Here is a 12,652-nt window from a genome sequence, read left to right as displayed (position 1 = left end):
TGACGTATCTGGTGATAAGAGTACCTATTCATAGTATCTGCTATATCAGATAAACAAAACCTCTATCCTGTCACATAAGATTGCTGTGCTCATCTTCAATAAATACGAACAACTCACCCTCTATGTCGTTCTCACATCCGTTGCAAACGACTCTGCCAGTATCACATCTCCGTCCTCGCGAGTAATCATGACCGTAGCTGAGCGCGGTGTACTACCGCCTGCGACTGCACCCCACGTATTACCAGGATGCTGAATGTTAATAAATAACGTTTTGAAATCTGGTGTTAGGGTAATACCCGTCACCTCGCAGCCTTCAGGACCGACAAAAAAACGTTTGATATTATCATTATTTGCTCTCATACCGACACGAGTTTGTTGTCCTGCCGAGGTAGTTTTGAGCGTGCCATCGCTGACATTACCCGGTAATGCTGCGAGCAACATACAGTTAGTAGTGTCGGTATAAGCGCCGTCATCAGTCTGAATCCACAATACCCCACGTGGGTCAAAGTACAGACCATCTGGGGAAGAAAGGTCGTTATTGTCATTTAATTGCGATAAGTTCTCTGCTGACAAAGTACTCGGCGCAGCAAATAGATAAATATCCCACTCAAAGCTCGTTGCCGCATGATCACCTCCTGCTTCTGCCCAGCGAATAATATGACCATTGTCATTGCCGCGCGCTTTACCACGAGCCTCATAACTACGCGGGTTGGTTGCAGACACTGGTTGGTCATCACGTTCACCGCGATATTTATTATTGGTCAAAGTCACATAAACTTCACCAGTAATGGGACTGACCGATACCCATTCAGGACGGTCCATCTTGGTTGCCCCTAACGTGTCAGCAGCAGCACGAGCAAACACTAATACGTCATCTTGTCCATTGAAGGGCAGCACGCTATTAGAGGCATCCAGTCCGTTTTGACCATGAACCAGCGGCTGCCACTCACCACTACCATCGTCATGAAAGATTGCAACGTATAGCGTGCCCTCATTCATATACTTGTCACCGGCTTTTAGGCCCATCCCTATATCTTTATTGGACCACAAAGCTTTGGAGACAAACTTATAAATATATTCACCGCGAGCATCATCACCCATATAAAAAACCACTGGTTTGCCTTGCTCAACAGGTGCATAGGCACAGTTTTCGTGAGCAAAACGACCCAACGCTGTGCGTTTTTGTGGCATAGAATGTTGGTCAAAAGGGTCGATTTCAGTGATATAACCAAAAGTGTTAAAACCATTTCGGTAATCGTCAGTCGCGGTTGCACCGACAGCAGTCATGTCCCAGCGGGAAAATTCATCAGAGATTTTGGCGTCTTTGGCTTCTGGGGTATGCCATAAATACCCTGAGCTGGCAAAATTTTCTATGGCACCATAACGCTCACGACCATAATTCTGCGCGGCAGTTAATTGACTGGAATCTTGACCACGGGCAAAGACTCCTAAGAAATTCTCTTCTGTGGTCAAATATGTACCCCAAGGCGAGAGTCCTGCACCGCAATTATTATTAATCCCACGAGTCTGAAAGCCTGTTGGATCAAATTTGGTCTTGACCAAATCAGAGCCAGCAACTGGCCCTGCTAACTGCGATTGAGTACTGCTAGTAATACGGCGATTATATTTTGAATTGAGTACCATCTCATAACCTATGCCATCGGCACGGCGAGTCATCTCAACTACAGCCACGCCATGACAATTGGCTTCACGGCGCACATCGCTTGCGAGGCGGCGATTTTTGAATATAGGCGCAGCATTATTATCTTGGATTACATGGTAACCAAACGGGCTTAGCTCGCTACTATTTACGTATTCATGGTTCATGACTAGCAGACCATTCTCTGATTCTTTAGCATCGTATCCATGACCCTTTTTGCCAAAGAACCACATGCCATCATGGTTATCACCCATACGCCAATCAAACGACTCAGCGGACTGCTCACGATTGTCTTTCCAATCATTAATACCAGAAATTAATGGTGTGCCCAGTGGTAATATCATCTCAGCTTTATAACCTTCTGCTACACTCATTGTTTCGGCAGTGGAGTGTGCGACTGCTTCAAACTTTAAAGTCTCAGGACGCTTTAAATCACCTTGCGCAGGAATAGCAGCATTATTGTCGTTATTGACAATGGGGCTTCCAGTACTACTTTCATCATTGTCAGCACATCCGACTAAAGGAAGTGCGCCAAAAAAAGCAGCTGCTGTCAATCCTGTACCACCTTTTAGGATACTACGGCGGTTTAGACGACGATCGATAATGCTTTGAAAGTCAGTATTATGAGTAGGATTGGAGTCTTCAACAACTTCGTGGGCAAGATTTTGCTTATCATTCAGTAGTGTCATTTTATTCAATAATGTCATTGTCAGTCACCTTGCTGTTAGGCTGGATTAGCATAAACGGGGTCAGTAGCAGCTTTGTAATTACCACTACGAAAATGCGGATTACGCTTGAGTCTATTGAACTTTTATGACGATACGATGACATTTAAATAACAGGCTTTATTTAAACAAAAAAATCCCAAGCATTGGCTTGGGATTTTATATTTTCAGACATCAAGTTTTTATTTAAGCTTATAGTTAAAGCAACACTATTGCACTCGCGCCTGCCACTCATGGGCGCCCAGTACCAGCTTTAGCTCGTCATCTGCATGCAGTATACCAACCCCACTTGGGGTGCCGGTCATAATCACATCACCTGCTTGCAAACTAAAAGCATGGCTAATCTCGGCAAGTAACTCATAAACAGGAAACAGCATTAGCGCGCTATTACCATCTTGCTTAAGCTCATCATTAATATAAAGCTGGTAGTGCACATCGCTACAGTCGCCAAACGCTTGCGGATCAATCCAGTCAGCGAGCACACATGCGCCATCAAAGCACTTTGCCCGCTCCCATGGATGGCCTTGTTCTTTGAGCTCACTTTGTAAGTCTCGCAAGGTCAAATCTAGCCCTAGCGTGACTGCTTCAATTAAACCAGTCGTACTGACAACCTCTTCTAACGAAGCTGACTTTAAATCCTTGCCCAAACGTATACAGAATTCTGCTTCGTAATGTACTGGATATACTTTTCCACGAGGTGTATCACGGACACTACTAGGAATAACGTCTGATAAAGAGATAATACTTGAAGCAGGCTTGATAAATAGTAATGGACGCGTTGGAACAGCATTGCCAAGCTCAGCGGCGTGGGCAGCATAATTACGACCGACGCAGACGACTTTGCCTATCAAATGACGCTTGTTTTGGTTGCTGGTATCATCGTCTATGCTAAACTCATTAGCCTCTCTAACAATGTCATTAATCAAAGAAACATGGGGGGATTCAGTCATAATGCGTTCTCACTATAAAAGGAAGTCATACGAGCATTTATCAAGCAACTTTCATCACTATTTTTCATTATTATCTTTTAGTAGCGGTCAATCAATCGCTCTATCGTAATGTATAATCATCTGTGTAATAGAAACATGGTCTTATATCACGGGATAGTACGTGTCACGACATCTGGTGGTACGTAGCTGGTATGACGATTCATGCGTTTTTCAAACCTGCCAAAAACGAATAAAATCACCCATGACAGTAGTAAGTAGACGACACCTGCAGCGAAGAATAATTCCATCAAAGTATAAGTACGGGCGCTGATAGTACGAGCTACCCCAGTGATATCCATCAGCGCAATTGTTGAGGCTAAGGCACTACCCTTAAGCATAAAAATCACTTCGTTACTATACGCTGGAATCACAATACCAAATGCTCGCGGCAAAGTAATACGGGTGAGCTTTTGCCATTTTGACATGCCGATCGCATCGGCCGCTTCAAGCTCACCGACTGGGATGGTCTGAATGGCTCCACGAATAATTTCGGCAAGATACGCACTCGTATTCATCGTAAACGCGATAATGGCACACCAATAAGCTTGGCTAAGTACTGGCTCCCACAAGAACGAATCACGAACGGCTTCAAACTGGCCAAGACCATAGTAAATCAAGAATATTTGTACCAGCAGCGGCGTACCACGAAAGAAGAAGATATACAAAAAAGGTATAATCTGTACCAACCAGCTTTTGGATAATCTTAATAACGCTAAAACCAAACCTAAAAATAGCCCAATGATGCCTGAGACTACCACCAGTTGCACGGTCAACACTGCACCGCCCAATAGATCTGGGATATGATCAAAAATAACCTGCCAATTCCAATCCATGAGTATCTCTCCTCTACCCTGTGGTCGATTGACGGCTAAGCTTCTTTGCATAGCGTGCTGCTGGATTTGCACGCCATTCAAGCCACATCATAAAGCCGGTTATGAGCATCGTCAGCCCCAAATAAATAATCGCTGCTGCCATATAAAACGTAAAAGGCTGCTGGGTTGACTGAGCGGCGCGCGATGACTGATACATAATATCTTTAAGACCGATGACTGATACCAAAGCGGTATCTTTGAGCAGTACCAAAAATAAATTACCCAAACCTGGTAGGGCAATCTGCCACACTTGCGGTAAAGTAATCCGATAAAACGTCTGAAGAGGACGCATGCCAACCGCTTGAGCCGCCTCACTTTGACCTACTGGAATCTCCTGAATGGACATCCGTAAAATCTCGGTCGCATATGCACCAAAGGCAATAGACAAGGCCATGACCCCGCCCCAAAACGCACTGATCTCAATATAGTCGTTATAACCAAACTTTTTGAGTACGCTCATCAGCAGTATAGAGCCGCCATAATATATAAACAGCACCAATAGTAGCTCAGGAATACCGCGCATCGTGGCTGTATAGACAGTCGCAATTTTACGTAGTATCCAAATCTTGGACAGCTTAGCAGTCGCACCCAAAAGCCCGAGGACCATGCCTATAACTAAGCTGGTCAAGGCAAGCTTGATAGTGACGGTTGCGCCGCTCAGTAAGAGCGCGCCAAATCCTTGTAAGTCAAACACAGTTGTCCACTCAGTCTCTTTATATTAGCAAGTTAGCAGAATGTTAGTTAAAAGAATCAGTATCAATCGTCTTATATTTTCTAGAGCAGCAACTCAGTTAAACTTGTGCACAGACGATGATGGATTGACTCGGTAGAAATGCGCCGTGATTTTATCATAATCGGCAAGCTCTATGTTACTGCTCATAAGCAAAACCTGTCTATAAATGAACATTGCTATTGTCAAAACCCCGACTACGAGGATAAATTTGGCAAGACTGTACAGTCAGTAAGATAAAAAACCATCGACAAAATAAAAAGGATATCACCAGTTTGGCAATATCCTTTTGACTAATAAGATAAGTATTTTGGGGTTGGCTTATAAATCATTAGAGCAAGACATCTCTATTGAGCAGCAGTATCTGCGATAGGTTCATCGGTTACCACAGTTGGCGTAGCCTCATTATCAGTATCAGTCTCAGTCGCCGGCATAGCAAAGTACTTTTGGTTGAGCTTATCGTAAGTACCATCAGCTTTTAGATTCGCCAATGATTGATTAATTTTTGCTTGCAAAGCATCGCCAGGACGCACAGCGATTGCAAAGTTATCATCGATATCGATCTCATCACCTTTGACCACATATCCGCTACCTGATGGTGAGCTTAACCATTCTAGCGCTGGCAGCTTATCAGAGATCATTGCATCAACGCGACCTGACCCTAAGTCCAAAAACGCATTGCTCAAAGTATCATATAACTTCATATTGGCTTTTGGATAAGCCTCCTCTAACCACTGTGAAGAGATGGTCGAGCGCTGGGCGGCGATAGAGTGAGCATCGATATCACTACTCAGACTTGGATCAAAGCCACTGTCTTTTTTGGCCAAAAATACCAAGGTATTGCTAAAATAAGGATCAGTAAAGCTGACTTGCTGCGCGCGCTCTGGCGTTATAGACATCGCAGCTACAATCGCATCATACTTGCCGGCCTTCAGGCCAGGAATGATACCGTCCCAATCTTGCGCCGTAATCTCACAGGTGACTTGCATATCCGCACAAATGGCATTGGCCATATCGACATCGAAACCGCCGAGTGTCCCATCTGCATTGGTATAGTTAAAAGGCGCATAAGCGCCTTCGGTACCAATACGTAGCATCTCACCTGACTCAGTCGCCGCCGTAGTCTCATCAGCTGTTGCATTAACGTTCTCAGCACTGTCTTGACTATTACTACAACCAGCTAACGTAAACGCTGCCGCCATAGCCAATGAAGGAGCTAATAAACGATTCACTCTAGTCGATCTCACAACAGACATATTCGCCATTACGATCGCGGAAACAAAATGGTTGCTCATAATCATCCTTGATATTTACTAAAGACCAACAGCTCAGATTTTACTTATTAAATCCGCTATTAATTAGTCGCCGATTCTGTTTGCTCTTCTTCAGCAATCATAGCATTGGCATCGACGCCCTCTTCGTCCACGACGACAACTTTTTCAACACCGTCGGTGGTTGCCGCTTGTTGGGCCGCAGCGGTTGTGCTGGTACCAAAGTAGCTACCAGTGATCTGATCATAGACACCATTAGACTTTAGCTCAGCCAACGCTTCATTGAATTTGGCAACTAGAGGATCACCTTTACGAAAGGCCATGCCCATGGCATCTTCTTCGGTACTAATCTCTTGGCCTTTGACTTCATAGTCTTGACCAGCTTCTGTCTTTAGCCAATCAATACCTGTCACTTTATCTGACATCATTGCACGTACGCGACCTGAAGTTAGGTCTAGATAGGCATTGTCTTGAGTATCATAAAGCTTGATGTCAGCATCAGGGTATTCGTCTTGCAGGTACTGTGACGAGACCGTTGAGCGCTGCGAAGCTACAGGCTGTCCTTTTAGGTCAGCGACACTGATGTCATCGCCTTTTTTGCCGATTAAGATAATGCCAGTGTGAAAGTACGGATCCGTAAAATCTACCACTTCTTTACGCTCAGGTGTGATCGACATACCAGCGATAATCGCATCGAATTTTTGTGCATTAAGTCCAGGAATAAGACCATCCCAATCTTGAGAGATTACCTCACACTCAGCTTGCATTTGCGCACATAGCGCATCGACCAGTTCAATCTCATAACCGATAAGTTTGCCATCAGCATCTGTGTAGCTAAATGGCTTGTAACTTGATTCGGTGGCGATTTTTACATTAATAGGCGCATCAGAAACTGCTGTATCAGAGGCAGCGCTCTCTTCTGGTGCAGTACTATTGTTACAGCCAGCCAGCATCAGCATAGCAGCGCTAAGCGGTGCCAACCATTTGGCTTTATTTACGATTGATGATGTCATAGATATTGTCATAATTGCTACTCTCTTATTTCTAAAACAGATTTTTATTGACCAAAGTTTTCTTGTTCAAGACGAGCAAGCTCACCGTTGCTGCGGATCTCACTCAACGCCTTATTAAAGTCATCTTTAAGAGAGTCGTTTTTACGTACAGCGATAGCAATGTTGTCATCATTATCTATCTCATCACCAACAATACCAAAGCCTTCGGGGTTATCTGCTAACCACGATTTGGCAGATACTTTTTCGGCCAATACAGCATCACTACGACCAGATTTTAGGTCTAGGTAGGCATTATCATAATTATCATATAATTGAACCGTATTACCGTCTTTACCTTCATAATTGTCCTGCAAATAAGCACCTGGAGTCGTTGAACGTTGACCGCCCAACGTCAGGTTTTGCATTGCCATTGGATCAAAACTGCCAGTCGTATCGGTCAGCCATACCATGGTATTTGCAAAGTAAGGCTCAGTGAAATCAACCTTTTCTTGACGCTCAGGAGTAATCGACATACCTGCGACCACAGCATCATACTTTTGAGCCAATAGACCTGGAATGATACCGTCCCAATCTTGTGCGACGATTTCACAGTTGGCTTGCATCTGCTCACACAAAGCATTGGCAACATCGACATCGAATCCTGCCAAGCTGCCGTCAGCATTAGTATAGTTAAAAGGAGGGTAAGCACCCTCAGTTGCGATACGAATCGTCTTACCAGCCGCGTCCGCTGCCGGTGCATCAGCGTTAGTATCAGCGGCCTCGTTGGCAGGTTGACTACAGGCACTAAGTGCAATGGCCGCGGTGATGGTCATTGACGACCACAATAGGCGAGAGTTCGACATCATACGTTCCTCATTTTTTAATAAAATTTTGATAAAGATTTGTGTAGTTTTAACGTCTGGCATCCTTGCCAGATATAAATACAATAACAAGTATTGACATTTTATGAACAACTCGATAATACCTCACTCAAATATCAAAAACAAACGTTTTGCATATTGACTGTTATTATCGAGCAATAAAGCATCAAATGAGGATAAAAGACATACCTAATGTTTGTATGTTATCGCCACTATCTGACACTGTCAGAATGACTCAGAATGACAAAGTCAAATAGTGGTCAGGTAATTGATTATCTGAAGCTAAGGCTAATATATGGCACGCTATATAAAAGATTATAGATAAGTTTAGCTATTAGTTTTGATTGTGCGATGCCATAAACTCTTTGACTCGCTCTGAGGTAGGGTTGTCAAACACTTGTTCGGGTGTGCCTATCTCTTCAATCACACCTTGGTGCAAAAACACCACTTTGTTTGAAACTTCACGAGCAAAGCGCATCTCATGAGTGACAATTAACATCGTACGCCCCTCCTCTGCTAAGTCGCGCATAACGGTCAGCACTTCATTGACCAGCTCAGGGTCAAGTGCAGAAGTTGGCTCATCAAATAATAATACCCGTGGTTGCATAGCAAGTGCACGAGCGATCGCAACACGTTGACGCTGACCGCCTGATAAGTTGGCAGGATAAGCGTCTTTTTTATCAAGCAAACCAACTTTATCTAGCAGTTTTTCTGCATCAATGATAGCCTGCTCTTTTTTGACTTTTAATACTTGTGTTGGTCCTTCAATGATGTTTTGAAGAATGGTCTTATGCGGCCACAAATTAAAGTTTTGAAAGACAAAACCCACACGGGCCCGTAAGCTATCAAGCTGCTTGTTGTCTGCTGCTTGCATCTCGCCAGATTTGGTTGGCTTTAGCATGAGCTCTTCATTGCCAATGCTTATATGCCCTTGTGTTGGTTTTTCAAGTAGATTAATACACCGTAGTAAAGTCGATTTACCAGAGCCAGAAGACCCTAAGATAGAGATCACATCGCCATCATAAGCAGTCAACGATACACCTTTGAGCACAGCCAATGAGCCGAAGCTTTTATGAAGATCTTGTAACTCTAAGGCAATAGGGCGAGTCGAGTTTGCGGCAGTCTCAAGCATGGGTCGGTAGATTTCCAATAAAAATAAATAAAGGGAGAAGCGTAATAATAACTTAAAATGATGCTAATAAGTTCTATAGGACGTTTGCGCCACATTGTCGCCTAAAACAAGACCAAAAGGCAAACTTTCTATCTATTTTTTGTGCTTGATATCTCTTGCTTCTTTATCCTTTTTCCATAAAAATAGCTCAGACAGCGTTAGCATATCTGAGCTTACATATGATATTACTGTTTTTTATATAAAACTGGTAATAGTCAGCTTAAGTTATAGCCAGTTTATAGGCTTATCAACAGCCAGTCTGTAAGCTTATTAATAGTAATTTAAGAGATTAAAATTAGTAGGTTGATACATGCTCTTCTGATTCGCTACCGTCTAGTATCTCAGTGTCGTCAGCCACTTCAGACTCATCAGCCGTAGCAACGGCAACATCATCATTCACCATAGGATCATCAGAGATATCTGCACTGTTGACTCCTTCTGTGACTTGCTCGACATCATCAACACTAGTGGCATCTTGCTCTACTTCTACTTGCGCATCCATAGCTGTTTCGTCTTCACTCATAGGTGCTTCTTTATCTGCACAAGCACTCAATGTTAAAGCCGCTGCTGCTAAAGAAGCGTAAAGCCACTTTTTATGCATAGGTTTGTGAGTGGTCGTATCTGAGGTAGTCATATCTTTAATAGTATTCATCTGAACTCTCCGTTGCTTAATAAGCATAATGGGATGAAAAAATTTTCTAAACCCACTTAATGGATATTGAGTTTAGGGAATGTCTGGTTATTTAGTACTCAACTATACTGATAACTGTTTGTCACTACCTTAGTATTTACAGCACAGTTATGTTAAAAGTGCGTAACCGCGTACGTATTAAGTTTTTTATATGATTATTTTGAGTTAACAGACTTACGAATAGACAATATTTTGATTTAAATCTTATATTTATAAAGGCTGGCAAAGACATTGTAAGTGACAAAAATTGCTAAGTAAAAGCAGATACTGTTCACAAATTCATCTTTACTATCGACGGTAACTCCTCTATGTTAAATAGCATCACGTTGTGAAGGCGAAAAAACGTAAATTCTTGCCAATGACAACCCCTTATTAGTGAAAAACTCTCATCCACACACACAAGGAACCCTTCTATGAGTCAATCAAATACCGCAGATGTCGCTACTTACATGCAACAAGTCGGCAAACAAGCTCGTACAGCATCGCGTACGCTTGCCGCTGCCAATACTGGCGATAAAAATTCAGCATTGATAGCGATTCGTGATGTATTAGTTGATAACAAACAAGATATTTTATCTGCTAACAAAATCGATATGGATAACGGTCAAAAAAACGACCTTGAAGCAGCACTCTTAGATCGCTTAGAGCTCAACGAAGATCGCTTTGAGGGCATGCTTCAAGGTCTAAAAGATGTCGCAGCCCTGCCTGATCCTATCGGTGAGGTCACCGATATGACCTATCGCCCATCTGGTATTCACTTAGGTAAAATGCGCGTGCCACTTGGCGTCGTTGGCATGATTTATGAGTCACGCCCAAACGTTACTTTAGAAGCTGCTTCATTGGCCCTAAAATCAGGTAACGCCATTATTCTACGCGGTGGCTCTGAAGCCTTTGAATCCAATCAAGCAATCGCTAAATGTATCCACCAAGGCCTAAAAAAAGCGGGCCTCTCTGAGCATAGCGTACAAGTACTGCAAACCACAGATCGCGCTGCCGTTGGCGAGCTTATTACTATGACAGAATACGTCGATGTCATTGTACCGCGTGGCGGCAAAGGCTTGATTGCTCGTATTAGTAATGATGCCAAAGTACCCGTCATCAAACACTTAGACGGTAATTGCCATACCTTTATCGATAGCGACGCTGATTCAAAAATCGCCATCGATGTCAGCGTCAATGCAAAAACCCATCGCTATGGCACATGCAACACGATGGAGACGTTATTGCTCGATGACACGATTGCAGATGAGCTATTACCGAAGATTGCTGAAGCTATCGTACAAGCTGATGACGCCATGCAACTACGTCTCGATGATAAGGCGCAAGCTCTCTTGAATGACAATGCCAAGCTTGAGGGTCACCTATCGTCTGCAACCGATGAGGACTGGGATACCGAATATCTAGCGCCTATCTTAGCGATTAAAATCGTGGCAGGCATCGATGAAGCCATTGAACATATCAACACCCATGGCAGCCATCATACTGATGTCATCATTACTGATAACTATACTAAGTCGCAGCGCTTTATTCGTGAAGTGGACTCAGCAAGCGTCATGATTAATGCTTCTAGTCGTTTCGCAGATGGTTTTGAGTATGGCTTGGGCGCAGAGATTGGCATCTCAACCGACAAGATTCACGCGCGTGGCCCGGTAGGACTCGAAGGCCTAACCTCACAGAAGTGGATCGTCTATGGACATGGTGAGACACGTGCCTAACTTGTTGTCTCTTGTTAACTTTTACTCCTTAACCTACCACTTATGACCTAACCTCAAGTATAATCCACAAAAAACGTCAGCCCCATTGCTGGCGTTTTTTTATTGAGGGTAAATGGGCCATAAAAACTCACTTTCTCAATGAAAACCATGATAAAGATCAGGTTGCAACATAACGAAAACATTATATAGGAACATGGTCTCATGCAAAGTGGCAAAATTAAGCACTATAACTCAGATAAAGGCTATGGCTTTATCGATGTTGATGAGCAAAGTGAAGATGTCTTCTTTCATGTCAGTAACGTCAGGTTGTCGCAGCCAATTACCGTAGGTCAACGAGTCTATTTTAATAGCGAACGTAACCATAAAGATCAATTGCGAGCAACTGAGGTTACGGATGCTTCGTTGAGTATCGAAGAGAGTTCCGCCAAAGTAAATCACGCCTCAATACGTTCAAACCAAAGTCATCAGAGCGGCAGTCAGAGACTAAGTGACGTGAATAGCCGTAACGATACTAGTAACTCTAATAGGCAGAACAAAAAAAGCTGGAAATCGACTGCTCTTAGCGTACTTATTCTTATTGCCATCATATTCTTTGGCTATACAGAATTAAAGCTGGCGTTACTCGGTGATGCTCCATCTAATACTACGTCAACCTCTTCTTATATTGAGACACAGACAAACGCTATCACTGGCGACCCTCAGATAGACCAAACAGTCGCGCTGATTCAACAAGGTGGACCTTTTCCATATCCGAATAAAGACGGTACTACCTTTTATAATCGTGAAAGCAGACTGCCTGCCCAGTCCCAAGGCTACTACCGTGAGTACACCGTACCTACGCCTGGGGTGTCTCATCGAGGAGCGCGGCGTATTGTCACTGGTGGCAACCCTCCTACCGTCTATTATTTGACCATCGACCATTACGATAGCTTTCAAAAACTGCAGGTAAACTGAT

Annotated in this window: 11 protein-coding genes; 2 read left to right on the top strand and 9 right to left on the bottom strand. The window is 43.4% G+C overall.

The window, feature by feature from the left end; translation table 11 throughout:
• Nucleotides 1-120: 120 nt before the first annotated feature.
• The 9 genes from ACS8FC_RS00875 to ACS8FC_RS00835 form a co-directional block, all read right to left on the bottom strand.
• On the bottom strand, nucleotides 121-2,349 hold the full coding sequence (locus tag ACS8FC_RS00875; RefSeq protein ID WP_439295657.1) for a PhoX family protein: 2,229 nt from the start codon (nucleotides 2,347-2,349) through the stop codon (nucleotides 121-123).
• 245 nt (nucleotides 2,350-2,594) lie between these two features.
• The gene (locus ACS8FC_RS00870; RefSeq protein WP_439295592.1) at nucleotides 2,595-3,335 is read right to left on the bottom strand and encodes a fumarylacetoacetate hydrolase family protein; all 741 of its coding nucleotides are present in this window, start codon (nucleotides 3,333-3,335) and stop codon (nucleotides 2,595-2,597) included.
• Nucleotides 3,336-3,481: 146 nt separating this feature from the next.
• Complete coding sequence (locus tag ACS8FC_RS00865) at nucleotides 3,482-4,207, bottom strand: ABC transporter permease (protein WP_439295591.1); 726 nt, start codon at nucleotides 4,205-4,207, stop codon at nucleotides 3,482-3,484.
• Between the two features lie 13 nt (nucleotides 4,208-4,220).
• Nucleotides 4,221-4,940, bottom strand: a complete 720-nt coding sequence (locus ACS8FC_RS00860) for an ABC transporter permease (RefSeq protein ID WP_439295590.1) — start codon at nucleotides 4,938-4,940, stop codon at nucleotides 4,221-4,223.
• Nucleotides 4,941-5,323: 383 nt separating this feature from the next.
• Entirely contained in the window at nucleotides 5,324-6,241 is a 918-nt protein-coding gene (locus tag ACS8FC_RS00855) for an ABC transporter substrate-binding protein (RefSeq protein WP_439295656.1), read from the bottom strand.
• 89 nt (nucleotides 6,242-6,330) lie between these two features.
• On the bottom strand, nucleotides 6,331-7,272 hold the full coding sequence (locus tag ACS8FC_RS00850; RefSeq protein ID WP_439295589.1) for a transporter substrate-binding domain-containing protein: 942 nt from the start codon (nucleotides 7,270-7,272) through the stop codon (nucleotides 6,331-6,333).
• Between the two features lie 32 nt (nucleotides 7,273-7,304).
• The gene (locus ACS8FC_RS00845; RefSeq protein ID WP_299218206.1) at nucleotides 7,305-8,105 is read right to left on the bottom strand and encodes a transporter substrate-binding domain-containing protein; all 801 of its coding nucleotides are present in this window, start codon (nucleotides 8,103-8,105) and stop codon (nucleotides 7,305-7,307) included.
• 349 nt (nucleotides 8,106-8,454) lie between these two features.
• On the bottom strand, nucleotides 8,455-9,252 hold the full coding sequence (locus tag ACS8FC_RS00840; RefSeq protein ID WP_439295588.1) for an ABC transporter ATP-binding protein: 798 nt from the start codon (nucleotides 9,250-9,252) through the stop codon (nucleotides 8,455-8,457).
• A 334-nt stretch (nucleotides 9,253-9,586) separates the two neighbouring features.
• A complete protein-coding gene (locus tag ACS8FC_RS00835) occupies nucleotides 9,587-9,943 on the bottom strand; it encodes a hypothetical protein (RefSeq protein WP_439295587.1) in 357 nt (118 codons plus the stop codon).
• Nucleotides 9,944-10,395: 452 nt separating this feature from the next.
• Here ACS8FC_RS00835 and ACS8FC_RS00830 point away from each other — a divergent pair, with 452 nt between their 5' ends.
• Nucleotides 10,396-11,697, top strand: coding sequence for a glutamate-5-semialdehyde dehydrogenase (locus tag ACS8FC_RS00830; protein WP_439262815.1), 1,302 nt, complete (start codon nucleotides 10,396-10,398; stop codon nucleotides 11,695-11,697).
• A 201-nt stretch (nucleotides 11,698-11,898) separates the two neighbouring features.
• Nucleotides 11,899-12,651, top strand: a complete 753-nt coding sequence (locus ACS8FC_RS00825; RefSeq protein ID WP_439295586.1) for a ribonuclease domain-containing protein — start codon at nucleotides 11,899-11,901, stop codon at nucleotides 12,649-12,651.
• The last annotated feature ends 1 nt before the right edge of the window (nucleotide 12,652 follow it).

The organism is Psychrobacter sp. 1Y4, from assembly GCF_051847555.1.
Note: the sequence above shows the minus strand (reverse complement) of the source record. Positions and strands in the feature narration are given on the sequence as shown.

Coding starts and splice junctions, on each gene's coding strand:
- ACS8FC_RS00830 (WP_439262815.1), top strand. CDS start 10,396: ATGAGTCAATCAAATACCGCAGATGTCGCTACTTACATGCAACAAGTC.
- ACS8FC_RS00865 (WP_439295591.1), bottom strand. CDS start 4,207: ATGGATTGGAATTGGCAGGTTATTTTTGATCATATCCCAGATCTATTG.
- ACS8FC_RS00840 (WP_439295588.1), bottom strand. CDS start 9,252: ATGCTTGAGACTGCCGCAAACTCGACTCGCCCTATTGCCTTAGAGTTA.
- ACS8FC_RS00870 (WP_439295592.1), bottom strand. CDS start 3,335: ATGACTGAATCCCCCCATGTTTCTTTGATTAATGACATTGTTAGAGAG.
- ACS8FC_RS00875 (WP_439295657.1), bottom strand. CDS start 2,349: ATGACACTACTGAATGATAAGCAAAATCTTGCCCACGAAGTTGTTGAA.
- ACS8FC_RS00845 (WP_299218206.1), bottom strand. CDS start 8,105: ATGATGTCGAACTCTCGCCTATTGTGGTCGTCAATGACCATCACCGCG.
- ACS8FC_RS00850 (WP_439295589.1), bottom strand. CDS start 7,272: ATGACAATATCTATGACATCATCAATCGTAAATAAAGCCAAATGGTTG.
- ACS8FC_RS00825 (WP_439295586.1), top strand. CDS start 11,899: ATGCAAAGTGGCAAAATTAAGCACTATAACTCAGATAAAGGCTATGGC.
- ACS8FC_RS00855 (WP_439295656.1), bottom strand. CDS start 6,241: ATGGCGAATATGTCTGTTGTGAGATCGACTAGAGTGAATCGTTTATTA.
- ACS8FC_RS00835 (WP_439295587.1), bottom strand. CDS start 9,943: ATGAATACTATTAAAGATATGACTACCTCAGATACGACCACTCACAAA.